14 protein-coding genes are annotated in these 11,757 nt (G+C 62.0%); 7 read left to right on the forward strand and 7 right to left on the reverse strand.

The features are described 5' to 3' along the window. The 3 genes from AC1DX0_RS22155 to sppA form a co-directional block, all read right to left on the reverse strand. On the reverse strand, positions 1 to 258 hold a 258-nt coding region (locus AC1DX0_RS22155; RefSeq protein ID WP_477356870.1), incomplete at its 3' end, for a DUF1049 domain-containing protein. A 36-nt stretch (positions 259 to 294) separates the two neighbouring features. Beyond that, the gene (locus AC1DX0_RS22160) at positions 295 to 579 is read right to left on the reverse strand and encodes an integration host factor subunit beta (RefSeq protein ID WP_006200394.1); all 285 of its coding nucleotides are present in this window, start codon (positions 577 to 579) and stop codon (positions 295 to 297) included. 79 nt (positions 580 to 658) lie between these two features. After that, on the reverse strand, positions 659 to 1,615 hold the full coding sequence (sppA, locus tag AC1DX0_RS22165; RefSeq protein ID WP_477356872.1) for a signal peptide peptidase SppA: 957 nt from the start codon (positions 1,613 to 1,615) through the stop codon (positions 659 to 661). Positions 1,616 to 1,975: 360 nt separating this feature from the next. Here sppA and lptC point away from each other — a divergent pair, with 360 nt between their 5' ends. From lptC to ptsN, 6 genes are all read left to right on the forward strand, one after another. Continuing rightward, on the forward strand, positions 1,976 to 2,689 hold the full coding sequence (lptC, locus tag AC1DX0_RS22170; protein WP_477220151.1) for an LPS export ABC transporter periplasmic protein LptC: 714 nt from the start codon (positions 1,976 to 1,978) through the stop codon (positions 2,687 to 2,689). After that, entirely contained in the window at positions 2,676 to 3,278 is a 603-nt protein-coding gene (locus tag AC1DX0_RS22175) for an LptA/OstA family protein (RefSeq protein ID WP_477220150.1), read from the forward strand. Before lptC ends, AC1DX0_RS22175 begins: the two co-directional genes overlap by 14 nt. After that, positions 3,278 to 4,096: an LPS export ABC transporter ATP-binding protein gene (lptB, locus tag AC1DX0_RS22180; RefSeq protein ID WP_477220149.1), complete on the forward strand. Its 819-nt coding sequence runs from the start codon at positions 3,278 to 3,280 to the stop codon at positions 4,094 to 4,096. The genes AC1DX0_RS22175 and lptB overlap by 1 nt, the downstream gene beginning before the upstream one ends. Before the next feature lie 250 nt (positions 4,097 to 4,346). Continuing rightward, on the forward strand, positions 4,347 to 5,873 hold the full coding sequence (rpoN, locus tag AC1DX0_RS22185) for an RNA polymerase factor sigma-54 (RefSeq protein WP_477220148.1): 1,527 nt from the start codon (positions 4,347 to 4,349) through the stop codon (positions 5,871 to 5,873). A gap of 364 nt (positions 5,874 to 6,237) precedes the next feature. After that, entirely contained in the window at positions 6,238 to 6,822 is a 585-nt protein-coding gene (gene hpf / locus AC1DX0_RS22190) for a ribosome hibernation-promoting factor, HPF/YfiA family (protein ID WP_137932810.1), read from the forward strand. A gap of 59 nt (positions 6,823 to 6,881) precedes the next feature. Then, a complete protein-coding gene (ptsN, locus tag AC1DX0_RS22195; RefSeq protein ID WP_477356874.1) occupies positions 6,882 to 7,346 on the forward strand; it encodes a PTS IIA-like nitrogen regulatory protein PtsN in 465 nt (154 codons plus the stop codon). Positions 7,347 to 7,416: 70 nt separating this feature from the next. On the opposite strand, the gene AC1DX0_RS22200 is transcribed toward ptsN, so the two are convergent. Next, positions 7,417 to 7,671, reverse strand: coding sequence for a BQ00720 family protein (locus AC1DX0_RS22200; RefSeq protein ID WP_013529590.1), 255 nt, complete (start codon positions 7,669 to 7,671; stop codon positions 7,417 to 7,419). Between the two features lie 76 nt (positions 7,672 to 7,747). Beyond that, positions 7,748 to 8,173 (reverse strand): Hsp20 family protein, encoded by a 426-nt coding sequence (locus tag AC1DX0_RS22205; protein WP_013893014.1) that lies wholly within the window; start codon positions 8,171 to 8,173, stop codon positions 7,748 to 7,750. A 304-nt stretch (positions 8,174 to 8,477) separates the two neighbouring features. On the opposite strand from AC1DX0_RS22205, the gene AC1DX0_RS22210 reads away from it, so the two are divergent. Further along, positions 8,478 to 9,419, forward strand: a complete 942-nt coding sequence (locus AC1DX0_RS22210; RefSeq protein WP_477356876.1) for a nucleoside hydrolase — start codon at positions 8,478 to 8,480, stop codon at positions 9,417 to 9,419. Positions 9,420 to 10,322: 903 nt separating this feature from the next. Here the strand turns inward: AC1DX0_RS22210 and AC1DX0_RS22215 are convergent. After that, on the reverse strand, positions 10,323 to 10,937 hold the full coding sequence (locus tag AC1DX0_RS22215; RefSeq protein WP_172224173.1) for a LysE family translocator: 615 nt from the start codon (positions 10,935 to 10,937) through the stop codon (positions 10,323 to 10,325). 102 nt (positions 10,938 to 11,039) lie between these two features. After that, positions 11,040 to 11,757: amidase family protein (locus AC1DX0_RS22220; protein ID WP_477356878.1), on the reverse strand; the 718-nt coding region annotated here is incomplete at its 5' end.

Below are 11,757 nucleotides of genomic sequence, written 5' to 3' on the forward strand. Positions count from 1 at the left end.
GGCCTCGACGCCGCGCTGGCGYGCCAGCTTGCGRTAGCGGCCCTGCYTGACCCAGGTCGCCAGGCTGCCGACGATCATGCCGATGGCGAGCGCCAGGAACAGGAAGATGAACAGCGGCAACGTCAGCGTCAGCTTCGGATTGCCGGGATTGAACGGGTCCAGCGTGAAGGCGACGAGTTCGCGGTTGGCGACGGCCAAGGCAATCAGAATGATCGCCAGGGGCACGAAGACCACGATGAGCATGAAACGATTGAGCATTATGTTTTCCGTCGGAAGCTGGCGCTGAAGGCGCGCCTACTTGCCGCCGTTCAGCCTTTCGCGCAGTTCCTTACCGGTCTTGAAGAACGGCACCCATTTCTCCTCGACCTCGACGGATTCGCCGGTGCGCGGGTTGCGGCCGGTGCGGGCGGGGCGGTTTTTCACCGAAAAAGCACCGAAGCCGCGCAGCTCGACCCGGTTGCCTTCAGCAAGGGCGTCGGTGATCTCGTCGAAGATCGCGCCGACAATGTTTTCGACGTCGCGCAGGAAAAGATGCGGATTGCGCGTGGCAATAATCTGCACAAGTTCGGACTTGATCATCAGACGGGTCCCCGTGAAAGCAGTGCGGTCGAAATTATGAGGATGATTTTATTGGCTTTTTAGCTGTCCCAAACCGCGCTCAAGGGTGCCAGACGGAAACGAGGCCGTCAAGAAACAAGCGGTCGGCGCCAAGTTCGTGGATGACATCGCTGCTGGAGTCCGGCAGGCCGAGTGCGCTGCCGGCCATTTTCACCATGGCTTTTGACCACAGGAAGCTGCTGCGCCGGTCCGTGTCCTTCCATTCGACCACCTTGAGCTTGGCATCGACACCCTTGGTSGCSAGCCAGTCGAYCGCCTCGGTCTCGCCGCCGACGGCRTCGATCAGSCSGTTGGCGACRCCCTGSCGGCCGGTGAAGATCGACCCGTCGGCRAGCGCSAGTGCCTGTTCGTGGGTCATCTTGCGGCGTTCGGCGACGATGCCGACGAACCAGTCGTAGCTGTCGAGGATAAGCTTGCGGACCATGGCGCGCTCGTCGTCATTGGTCGGCTTGAAGGGAGAGGGCGAGGCCTTGAGCGGCGAGGATTTCACCTCCTCCAGCTTGACGCCGAGCTTGTCCATCAGGCCGCTGACGTCAGGATACTGGATCAGCACGCCGATCGAGCCGACAATCGAGGTCTTGCGGGCGACAATGTGGTCGGCGGCACTGGCGATCATATAGCCCGCCGATGCGGCGAGCGTGCCGACTTCGGCCACGACCGGCTTGTCGGCGGCCACCTTGCGCACTTCCTCGTATATCGATTCACCACCGACAGTGGTGCCGCCGGGTGAATCGATCGCCAGGATCACACCTTTCACCTTCGACGACTTGCGGATGTCCTCCAGCCGCTTGATGAGTTCCTCGTCCTCGGTGATCGTGCCTTCGATCCTGACCTTGGCGATGTGGTCGACGGTCGAGCCGCCGAGATCGTCGCGATAAAACCAGCCCGACAGCGCAATCACCCCGAGGGCGACGATGCCGATGGCCACAACACGCCAGAATGTCAGCTTGCGCCGCAAACGGCGGCGGTCGATCAGGTCGTCGGCTCTCAATGCCATGGTCAGCCTCACAGTCGGCGGGAACGGACGCTTTTAGACCATGATGTCCTCAGCGGGAAGCAGTTCCGTCTTCGATATGGCGCGGCAATCCGCCCAAGGCGATCCTAACGCTGTCAGTTTTGTGACTGGCCTGCGCAAGGGACGCAAGGTAAGGGGGAGAAACGGCGGCGATGAAAAAACGGCGCAGGCACGTCCATTTCTGCTATGAAGTACCGGCTGTTGTGCCGACCTCGTTTTCGTTTGTACAACCACAGTTGTCACATTTTTGCGGTTTTCGTGGGCTTGTGCTTGCTTGAGGGCACTGGCCCCCCACCTATAGGCGGTGCTCCCTGGCGGGCAGGGGTTTAGAAGAAAGCAGTCATGTTAGCGMGATCGAATGAACCGACCAGCCCCGAGATGGAGTTGGGTCCCCCGGCGGATGGCTGGACGCGGGGCGATGCGTTCGACCGCGCCCAGCGTCATTCGCGCCGCGTGCGCGTGCTCAAATTCGCCGTGCCCTTGGCTGCGGCGCTGATCGCCGTCGCCTTCCCGGTCTACTCCTATCTCGCCGCACCCGTCTCCGTCGCGGTGCAGGCGGAAGGCACCGCTTTTTCCAACGGCAAGCTGGTGATGGCCAATCCCAAGCTCAACGGTTTTACCAAGCAGAAGCAGCCCTATTCGATGACAGCCCTGCGGGCGATACAGGATGTCAACACGCAAGGCATAATCGAACTCGAAGGCATAGACGCCAAGGTGCCGGTCGGGCCGGACAATGTCGCTGCGATCAAAGCCTCGCGCGGGACCTACGATCGCGACGGCAACACGATGAAAATGACCAGTGACGTCACGATAACCACGACCGACGGCATGCAAGCCAAGTTCAAATCGGTCTTCCTCGACATGGGCAAAGGCACTATGAAGACGGATGATCCCGTCGATGTCAGCCGTGGCGGGTCGCAGATCACAGCGGATTCCATGTCGGTCCAGGACAATGGCAAGGTCCTGGTGTTCGAGAAACGGGTGCGCGTCAACATCGATCCCGCCGCTCTGAAGGCGGCTCAGGCAAAGGGCGAAGAAGCGAATGTGGCTCAATAGTTCGACACGGCTTGTGGCCGCAACCTCGGCGCTGATCCTGCTGGGGATGGCGCCCTCGCTGGCACAGTCCAGTGCCAGTGGCCAGATGTCCGGACTCAAACTGTCCGGCGACCAGCCGATACAGATCGAAAGCGACAAGCTGGAGGTCCGGCAGGCTGAGAGTCTCGCCGTGTTCACCGGCAACGTCACCGTCGTCCAGGGGCCAACCCTGCTCAAGGCCGGCAAGATGATGGTCTATTACGTCAAGGATCCCAACGCGGCGGCCAAGGGCACCGAAGCGGCGGGCGCCGCGATGACCGGCTCCGCCAACATCGACCACCTCGAAGTCAGCGGCAAGGTCTACATCAAGTCGAACGACCAGGTTGCAACCGGCGACAGCGGCACTTTCGACATGAAGACCCAGGTGCTGGTCCTGTCCGGCAAGGAAGTGGTGATGTCGCAAGGTCCTAATGTGCTCAAGGGCTGCAAGTTGACCGTGCAGATGAAGACCGGCCTCGCAAACGTCGATGGTTGCGGCGGACGCGTCATCATGTCGATGACGCCCCCGCCGAAATCGGATGCGCCGAAATCGGGAGCGACGAACCCCTAATGGCCAGCCTGTCATCGCTGACGGCGCGTCTTCCGGGACGAGCCGCAAGCAAGATTTCGGCTCCGGCCACGATCACCGTCGATAAGGCGAAGTTCAAGGGAACCTTGATCGCCAAGGGCCTGACCAAGAGCTACAAGGGGCGCAAGGTGGTCAGCGGCGTAACCATTGGCGTGCGTGCCGGCGAGGCCGTCGGGCTGCTCGGACCCAACGGCGCGGGCAAGACGACGTGTTTCTACATGGTCACTGGCCTGGTGCCGGTGGATGAAGGCACGATCGAGATCGACGGCTTCGACGTCACCTCGATGCCGATGTACCGCCGTGCGCGCCTCGGCATCGGCTATCTGCCGCAGGAGGCGTCGATCTTCCGCGGCCTCAACGTCGAGCAGAATATCCGCGCCGTGCTCGAAGTGGTCGAAAAGGACCGCAAGGTGCGCGAGCGTAATCTCGACGAACTGCTCGAGGAATTCCACATCAGCCATCTGCGCAAGGCGCCATCCATGTCGCTCTCCGGYGGCGAGCGGCGRCGCCTKGAAATYGCGCGCGCGCTGGCGACKCGCCCGGCCTACATGCTGCTCGACGAGCCGTTTGCCGGCATCGATCCGATCGCTGTCGCCGATATCCAGCARCTKGTGCGCCACCTGACGGCGCGCGGCATCGGCGTCCTCATCACCGACCACAATGTGCGCGAGACGCTCGGGCTGATCGACCGCGCCTACATCATCCATGCCGGCCAGGTGCTGACCCATGGCCGCGCCGACGAAGTGGTGGCGAACCCGGACGTACGGCGGCTCTATCTCGGCGAGGGTTTTACGCTCTGACTCTTTTTCCGCGCAATTCCGGACCGCAACGCGCTTGTCCTGGAATTGCCTTGGGCGTGAAAATTGTTTCCTGACACGATTTTTTGCGCGGAACGGGATGTTTTTCCGCGATTTTGCTCCGGGATAACGCTCCGGTAAGCGGCTTTTGCTAGGCTTTGCCTTGACAAGCAAAAGCCGGGCCAGTTTCTATGGTCGGCCGCGAAATTCATTTCCGGTAAGTCTGCGTATAGAAGGCGTTTGAAACCGAACCATGGCGTTGGCGGCGAAACTACAGCTCCGACAGTCGCAGTCGCTGGTGATGACGCCGCAGCTGATGCAGTCGATTCGGCTGCTGCAGTTCACCCATCTCGAACTCGAGCACTTCATCGACGAGGAGATCGAGCGCAACCCGCTTCTGGAGCGCGCCGAGCCGCAGGACGATGCCGCGAGCGACCAGGCGCAGAAGACCGAGGCCGAGCCGCAAGCGGCCGCCGACGGCGACTGGTTCGAGAACGAGGCGGGATGGAGCGCCGAGGCGATCTCGGAAAAACTCGATACGTCGCTGGAAAACCTGTTTCCCGACGATCCCGGCACCAGCGAGCGGCTCGGACCCGACCTGACGGCGCAATGGAAATCGGCTTCGGGCAATGGCGGTGGCTCCTCGTCCGAGGGGCTTGATGCCGGCGACATGGCGGCGGGCGCCATCACCTTGCGCGACCATGTCGGCGAGCAGGTCGCACTCGCCTTCGCCGATCCCGTGGCGCGGCTGATCGCGGCCGACCTCGCCGACGGGCTCGACGAGACTGGTTATCTACGCGCGGACCTGGCCGAGGTCGCCGCGCGTCTTGGCGCCGACGCTGCCACGGTGGCCAAGGTGCTGGCGGTGTGCCAGGCTTTCGAGCCGGCCGGGCTGTTCGCCCGCGATCTTGCCGAATGTCTTTCGCTGCAGCTTGCCGTGCGCGACCGCCTCGACCCGGCGATGAAGGCCCTGGTCGCCAATCTCGAGCTCCTGGCGCGGCGCGATTTCCAGGCGCTGAAGCGGATCTGCGGCGTCGACGAGGAGGATTTGCTCGACATGCTGGCCGAGATCCGGGCCCTCGATCCGCGCCCGGGCATGGCGTTTTCGGGCGGCGCCAGCGACGCCATCGTTGCCGATGTCGAGGTGCGTGCGGCCAATGACGGCAGCTGGACCGTCGAACTCAACGCCGAAACGCTGCCGCGTGTGCTGGTCGACCATATCTATTTCGCCCAGGTCTCGCCGCACGCGAAGAACCAGGCGGAAAAGGATTTCCTGGCCGAGTGCCTGCAAAACGCCAACTGGCTGACGCGCAGCCTCGACCAGCGGGCAAAGACCATCCTCAAAGTGGCCTCGGAAATCGTGCGGCAGCAGGATGCGTTCCTGGTCCATGGCGTGCGCCAGCTGAAGCCGCTGAATTTGCGCACGGTGGCCGACGCCATCGGCATGCACGAATCGACCGTCAGCCGCGTCACCGCCAACAAATACATGCTGACCCCGCGCGGCGTGTTCGAACTGCGCTATTTCTTCACCGCTTCGATCGCCGCGTCGGGCGGTGGCGACGCGCATTCCTCGGAAGCTGTGCGGGATCGCATCAAGCAGCTGATCGACGAGGAGAAACCCGTCGACGTGCTGTCCGACGACGCGATCGTCGACATGCTCAAGGAGAGCGGCGTCGATATTGCGCGGCGCACGGTTGCCAAGTACCGGGAGGGCATGAATATTCCGTCTTCCGTCCAGCGCCGGCGCGAGAAGCGGGCGCTGGCCAGCGCCGGCCGCTAGAGCAATTCCAGGAAAAGTGTGGTTTTCCGTGCGGAATTGCGTCAAGACAAAGAGATGGAGCGGTTCGGCGTTTTCCGTGAAACGATGAACTGCTCCACGAGCTTGCGATTTTCCACAGCTTTCGAGCTTCATTGACAAGCCGTGGGGAAGTGGCTAGAAGCCCGCCCGCATGAGACGGGCCCGATGCCCGCTAGCGGATGGTCCGTCACGACAATGGCCTCGGGACGGTCAAAAGGGCGGCTTGTGATCAACCGGAAAGTTCGGATTTAAATCGGCGCGAGTGACGCCGCAAAGCTTGTGCGCACGGATCACGAGTATAAACTCAGGCCAATTTGAAGCCTGAGCAAGGAAGGTCAGTTTTCAGATGAATCTGCGCATATCGGGAAAACACATGGATATCGGCGATGCGTTCCGCACACGCATCAACGATCGTGTCGGCGAAGCGATCGGCAAATATTTCGATCGCGGCTTTGCGGGACACGTCACCGTCATCAAATCGGGTTCGCGCTATCAGGCGGATTGCATGATCCGACTGGATTCCGGCGCCTCGCTGCAGGCMACCGGCGATGCCCAGGATCCGACGCTTGCCTTCGAGGCCGCGGCCGATCGGCTGGAGACCCGGCTTCGGCGCTACAAGCGCCGTCTCAAATCCCACAATTCGGGCAATGGCAATGGTGAGTTGACCGACATCGCCTATACGGTGATGGCGCCGCTTGCCGATGATGACGAGGAGATCCCGGAGGATTTCGCGCCGGCCATCGTCGCCGAATCGACCATGACGCTGAAGACCATGTCGGTGGCATCGGCGGTCATCGAACTCGATACCAAGGACAGTCCGGTGTTCGTTTTCCGCAACGCCGGAACCGACCATCTCAATATCGTCTATCGCCGGCCCGACGGAAACATTGGCTGGATCGACCCGTCCACGACCAAGGTCGCGCAGGGATAAAAGCCAGCCGCACGAGGGGTGGGGACTGGCGACGGCAGGCGAACAAGGGATTTTCAAGCATGGATCTGAGCGATCTTATCAGCGTTCCGGCGATTTTGCCGGCGTTGAAGGCGAACTCCAAGAAGCAGCTTCTGCAATTGCTGTCCGAACGGGCAGCGGCGATTTCGGGCATTCCGGAGAGGGAAGTGTTCGACACCATCCTGCAGCGTGAGCGGCTGGGCTCGACCGGCGTCGGCAACGGCATCGCCATTCCGCATGGCAAGCTCGCCGGCGTGAAGCGCATCGCCGGKGTTTTYGCCCGGCTGGARACGCCGGTCGATTTCGARKCGCTGGATGACCAGCCKGTCGATCTGGTGTTYCTGCTGYTGGCGCCGGAAGGGGCRGGYGCCGATCAYCTCAAGGCKYTGTCRCGCATCGCGCGSGTGCTGCGCGAYGCCGACACGGTGGCCAAGGTCAGRGGMACGCGCGACGCWACGGCRATCCACGCGCTGYTGTCGGACACGCAGGCCTCGCACGCGGCCTGAAGCCATATTTTGGAATGAGATCGCCAAGGGCCGCCGTGAGCGGCCCTTTTCGTTTCAGCCAATCGATCGCTTAGTGAATAGCGACCGTGGTCAGGTCGTTTTCCATGGCGCCGGCCAGAGCGCGGTCACGCGCATCGGACAGCAGGATCGGCTGGCCATTGGCGGCAAACAGCGCCCACAACTCCATGCCGGGCGCGATCTCACCGAGATTGGGGAAACGGCCGAGCAATTCGTCGCTCGAGACCTTTCTGAGATAAGCGACCGAGCCCTCGCCGAGATGGGCGAATTCGCCATTGGTCATGGTGATCGTTTCAGTTCTGGTCATTTCAAGCCTCCTTGGCGCGAGGACGCCGCCCTTTTCAGGGGGATAGGCCATCCCGCATGAGAGCCATCGGTAAAGATCAGTCTTTCACCGATATGTTTATTTTCCGTACCAGCCGTTCGGACTCCGGCCGATCGAGGTCGATCGACAAAAGGCCGTTTTTCAACTCCGCCGCGATCACCCGCATGCCGTCGGCCAGCACGAAGCAGCGCTGGAACTGGCGCGCGGCGATGCCGCGATGAAGAAATTCGCGCTCGGTATCGTCGGTCTGACGGCCGCGCACGACCAGCTGGTTCTCCTCCGTTGTCACATCGAGGTCGCTTTCGGCGAAACCGGCGACGGCGAGCGTAATGCGCAGCCTTTCGGCCTTGCCGTCAGCACCGCTGAGCCGTTCGATGTTGTAGGGAGGGTAGCTGTCACCGGATTTCGCCAGGCGCTCCAGGGTCTTTTCCATGGCGTCGAAACCAAGGAGAAGCGGGCTGGAGAAAGGCGTCATTCGGCTCATGTTACACTGTCCTCTCAAGAGCGACATAAAGTGGAAAAACCCAGATGGCATTTTTCCCGATGCTCTTGATATGGTCCGCCCCGCGACCAAGTTCAAGCCACCAGAAGACCCGCCCAAAAAGACCAGGCCTTGGACTCACAGGAATAATCGACATGGCGCTTGAAACGACGCGCGGATGCAAAGAGAAGCGCTGGGGTCGGGACCGTTTCCCGGTCGAGCGGTTCGGCAGCTTGCAGCCGGTTCGGCGTCCTTCAGGCGCGCTCTCGATCCGGTGAGCTCACGGCCAGCCAAACAAGGAATTGAAATGCCCCAACCACGCAAGATCATCATCGACACCGATCCCGGCCAGGACGATGCCGTCGCCATTCTGCTGGCGCTCGGCAGCAGCGAGCTGGAGATCGTCGGCATCACCGCCGTTGCCGGCAACGTGCCGCTGAAATTAACCGAAAAGAATGCTCGCAAGATCTGCGAACTGGCCGGCCGGCCGGAAATCAAGGTCTATGCCGGTGCCATCCGCCCCTTGGCACGCACACTGGTCACCGCCGAGGAAGTGCATGGCAAGACCGGCCTCAATGGGCCGCAGCTGCCCGAACCGACGATGAAGCTGCAGGAGCAGTATGCCGTCGACTTCATCGTCGAGACGCTCATGAAGGAAGAGAGCGGCACCATCACGCTCTGCCCGCTCGGGCCTCTGACCAACATCGCGCTGGCGCTGATCCGCGAACCWCGGATCGCGCCGCGCATCAAGGAAATCGTGCTGATGGGCGGCGGCTTCTTCGAGGGCGGCAACGTCACGCCGGCGGCCGAATTCAACATCTATGTCGATCCGCAGGCTGCCGATCTGGTGTTCAAGGCCGGCATTCCGATCGTGATGATGCCGCTCGACGTCACCCACAAGGCGCTGACCACGRCCAAGCGCACGCAGGCTTTTCGTGCGCTCGGCACCAAGGTCGGCATCGCGACCGCCGACATGCTGGAGTTCTTCGAGCGTTACGACGAGGGCAAATACGGCACCGATGGCGGGCCGCTGCACGACCCCTGCGTCATCGCCTATCTCTTGAAGCCGGAGCTGTTCAAGGGCCGCAACTGCAATGTCAGCGTGGAAACCGCCTCGGAACTGACCATGGGCATGACCGTGATCGATTGGTGGGGCGTGACCAAACGTCCGAAGAACGCCATGGTGATGCGCGACATCGACCATGACGGCTTCTTCGCGCTGCTGGTGGAGAGGCTGGCGCGGCTTTAGTTCCTGTTTCTCATACGTGTCACCAGAGCCGATGTGTGCTCTGGACGCCACGCATCGGGTTGCTCAATCGCGAAGGAGACGAAACGTATCGCTGCCGTTCTCACGGTGCTGCCGCTCAATCGAAACGTCCGATCCGGCAGTCCGCGGGGCGTCATCAGGCGAAGATCAACGGGCTGTTTTCCCTGAGGCGGACACCGTAGAGGTAACGGGATCCGCCGGTGAGTTTGGTATCCGGAGACGGAGAGGCGTCGAGGACGGTGGCAACTGTGCCCGTTATGCGATCCCGGCTGACAATCGGGCCGGCCTGCCTTGCCATCAGCGCGGTGACTGCAAGAAAACACAGGCTCAGGACGAGAGCCGAGAGAAATATGCCCCTGAGATTTTCCCTCACGACCAAGGCGACAACGATAAACCTTGAATTGGCATCCACTTTTCGTTGGCTGTGAGCATTCCAAGCTGCTCACGGAGCAATGCTTCAATTGGCAAACCGGTAAGCTATGGAGCCATTGCTTCGGGTAACGCGCTCAATCCTGACTTGTGAGCCGATGGGATGCAGTTCTTTGTCGTCAACAAATACGAACGAGTTATCATTGAGGGACAGCGCGTAGGTGGGCACGTTATTCCTAACCCAGTATACGCTCTTGATCGTCCCATCGAGCGCAACAACCGACCGGGTTGGGCTTGCGTCATTCGTAGACTCGTTCAGCGCCAAGGCAGCCATTATCGCAAAAAGACCAGAAAATAGGACCACGCCAGGCGCGTTCCTTTTCAAACCATCCCTAGTCCAAAAAGCAAACATGAATCCCTCAACACAGATTCATGTGGTGGTGGGAGAACACACTTTCAATCGGCTACCATTCCAGGGCGCAGCAACTCTTTGCGGCGCCGGCCTCGCGGCCGCCTTTACTTCGATCTTGAAAACGCCAGCCACAGGCCGCCGCCAACCAGGAAGCTGCCGCTGATTCTGGACATGAGCTTGATGCGGCTGGCCGACAGCAGGCGCCCGGCGCGGCTGGCGGCCAGAGCGTAGGTCGAATCCGACATGGCGGCGAAGATCATGGCGGTCAGGCCCATGACGACGATCTGCAGCGTGTAATTGCCCTGCGGCGCGATGAACTGCGGAAAGAAGGCCCCGAAGAACACCAGCGTCTTGGGATTGCTCAGCGCCACCAGCAGGCCCTGCAAGAAGAAGCCGCCACGCGGCTTCCTCGCGGTGCCGTCGGCGTTCAGCGTGCCCTTGGAGCGGAACATCTGTACGCCCATCCAGATCAGGTAGGCGGCGCCGATCAGCCGCACCCATTCGAACCAATGGCCCATGCCCGCGATCAGCGTGTTGAGGCCGATGCCGACGATGGCGATCATGATGGCAAGGCCTGCCTGTGTGCCGGCGACATTGGCGAGGCCGGCGCGGGCGCCGTGGCGAATGCTGTTGGCGATGATCAGCGTGACGGTTGGACCGGGCACCAGGATGATGACGATGCAGGCGAGGACGTAAGCGGCGTAGAGTTCGAGCGACATGGTTTTTCCCTTGGAATGCTGTCGATCCAGCAGCCGACAATCAATGCATGGCGACAGGCTCCGCGCAAGCCATACGCGAAGCGTATGGCCGTTACACGCGCCTCAAGCGCCGGCCTGCCAGGGCAGTGTCGCCTCATAGGCGGCAGCCGCCTTCAGCACGGCGAGGTCGCCGCGCGGCCGGCCGATCAGCTGCATGCCCATCGGCCGCCCCTTGTCGTCGAAGCCGACCGGCACATTGACCGCCGGGCAGCCGCCCAGCGTGGCAAAGGCTGAGACCTGCATCCAGCGGTGRTAGCTGTCCATCGGTCGTCCGGCSACYTCGCTTGGCCAGTGYGTGSYGAYWTCGAAGGGRAAGACCTGCGCGGTCGGCAGSGCRATGAGRTCGAAGCGKTCGAASAKCGACAGCAGCGTGCGATGCCAGGAGGTGCGGATGACCGAGGCCGCGCGGATCTGCGGCGCCGTCAGCCGCATGGCGTTCTCCACTTCCCAGATGGCTTCCGGCTTCAGCAGGCCGCGCCTGGAAGGGTCATCGTAGTGGACCTTGAGGGCGCAGCCGCTGCTGGCCTGGCGCAGCGTCACGAAGGCCTGCCACAGCGCTTCGAAATCGAAATCCGGCAGCAAGGGTTCGGCTGGGAAGGATGCATCGGCAAATCGGCTCAGCGCGACCTCGCACAGATCGAGGATGCCGGCTTCGAGCGGCAAATGGCCGCCGAGGTCGCCGAGCCAGGCGACGTGGCCGCCGGTCGACGGCATTGCCAGCCCCTCGAGGAACGAGCCCGGCTTCTCATAGGACAGGGGCGCCTGCGGGTGGTAGCCCGCC

It is taken from the genome of Mesorhizobium sp. P3_A9 (assembly GCF_056402975.1).

Bases quoted from the DNA above. Each gene is read 5' to 3' on its own strand.
- AC1DX0_RS22160 (WP_006200394.1), bottom strand. From the start codon at position 579: ATGATCAAGTCCGAACTTGTGCAGATTATTGCCACGCGCAATCCGCAT.
- AC1DX0_RS22175 (WP_477220150.1), top strand. From the start codon at position 2,676: ATGTGGCTCAATAGTTCGACACGGCTTGTGGCCGCAACCTCGGCGCTG.
- rpoN (WP_477220148.1), top strand. From the start codon at position 4,347: ATGGCGTTGGCGGCGAAACTACAGCTCCGACAGTCGCAGTCGCTGGTG.
- AC1DX0_RS22200 (WP_013529590.1), bottom strand. From the start codon at position 7,671: ATGACCAGAACTGAAACGATCACCATGACCAATGGCGAATTCGCCCAT.
- AC1DX0_RS22205 (WP_013893014.1), bottom strand. From the start codon at position 8,173: ATGAGCCGAATGACGCCTTTCTCCAGCCCGCTTCTCCTTGGTTTCGAC.
- AC1DX0_RS22215 (WP_172224173.1), bottom strand. From the start codon at position 10,937: ATGTCGCTCGAACTCTACGCCGCTTACGTCCTCGCCTGCATCGTCATC.